The 1,386-nt window shown below is 47.0% G+C and carries 1 rRNA gene; it reads left to right on the top strand.

From position 1 onward, the window contains the following. Positions 1-192: 192 nt before the first annotated feature. Positions 193-1,386 (top strand): 23S ribosomal RNA (locus ACLHDF_RS31280); the annotation flags it as partial.

A 1,386-nucleotide genomic window follows, 5' to 3' on the forward strand; every position in this document is an offset into this window, starting at 1 on the left:
TTTGTTCAGTTTTGAGAGTTCAATCTCTCAATTATAGAAAGCACACTACTTTCTTCTTATCTAATAAGAAGAATTTTGGTTGCGATTGTTCTTTGAAAACTAGATAACAGTAATAGCTGAGGAAAAGTGAAACTTTTCTTTAATCAAACCAATAAATAACACAACATTATGTTGTACCATTTATTCGCTAATGGTTAAGTTAGAAAGGGCGCACGGTGAATGCCTTGGCACTAGGAGCCGATGAAGGACGGGACTAACACCGATATGCTTCGGGAGCTGTAAGTGAGCTTTGATCCGGAGATTTCCGAATGGGGAAACCCACTGTTCGTAATGGAACAGTATCTTTATCTGAATACATAGGATATTGAAGGCAGACCCTGGAACTGAAACATCTAAGTACCCGGAGGAAGAGAAAGCAAATGCGATTTCCTGAGTAGCGGCGAGCGAAACGGAATTAGCCCAAACCAAGAGGCTTGCCTCTTGGGGTTGTAGGACACTCTATACGGAGTTACAAAGGAACGAAGTAAATGAAGAGACCTGGAAAGGTCCGTCAAAGAAGGTAACAACCCTGTAGTTGAAACTTCGTTCCCTCTTGAGTGGATCCTGAGTACGGCGGAACACGTGAAATTCCGTCGGAATCTGGGAGGACCATCTCCCAAGGCTAAATACTCCCTAGTGACCGATAGTGAACCAGTACCGTGAGGGAAAGGTGAAAAGCACCCCGGAAGGGGAGTGAAAGAGATCCTGAAACCGTGTGCCTACAAGTAGTCAGAGCCCGTTAATGGGTGATGGCGTGCCTTTTGTAGAATGAACCGGCGAGTTACGATCCCATGCAAGGTTAAGCCGATAAGGCGGAGCCGTAGCGAAAGCGAGTCTGAATAGGGCGTTTAGTATGTGGTTGTAGACCCGAAACCAGGTGATCTACCCATGTCCAGGGTGAAGTTCAGGTAACACTGAATGGAGGCCCGAACCCACGCACGTTGAAAAGTGCGGGGATGAGGTGTGGGTAGCGGAGAAATTCCAATCGAACCTGGAGATAGCTGGTTCTCTCCGAAATAGCTTTAGGGCTAGCCTCATGTTGTAAGAGTCTTGGAGGTAGAGCACTGATTGGACTAGGGGCCCCCAACGGGTTACCGAATTCAGTCAAACTCCGAATGCCAAAGACTTATCCATGGGAGTCAGACTGCGAGTGATAAGATCCGTAGTCAAAAGGGAAACAGCCCAGACCACCAGCTAAGGTCCCCAAGTATACGTTAAGTGGAAAAGGATGTGGAGTTGCTTAGACAACCAGGATGTTGGCTTAGAAGCAGCCACCATTTAAAGAGTGCGTAATAGCTCACTGGTCGAGTGACTCTGCGCCGAAAATGTACCGGGGCTAAACGTATC

This window comes from Priestia megaterium, assembly GCF_046599315.1.
GTDB lineage: Bacteria > Bacillota > Bacilli > Bacillales > Bacillaceae_H > Priestia > Priestia megaterium_F.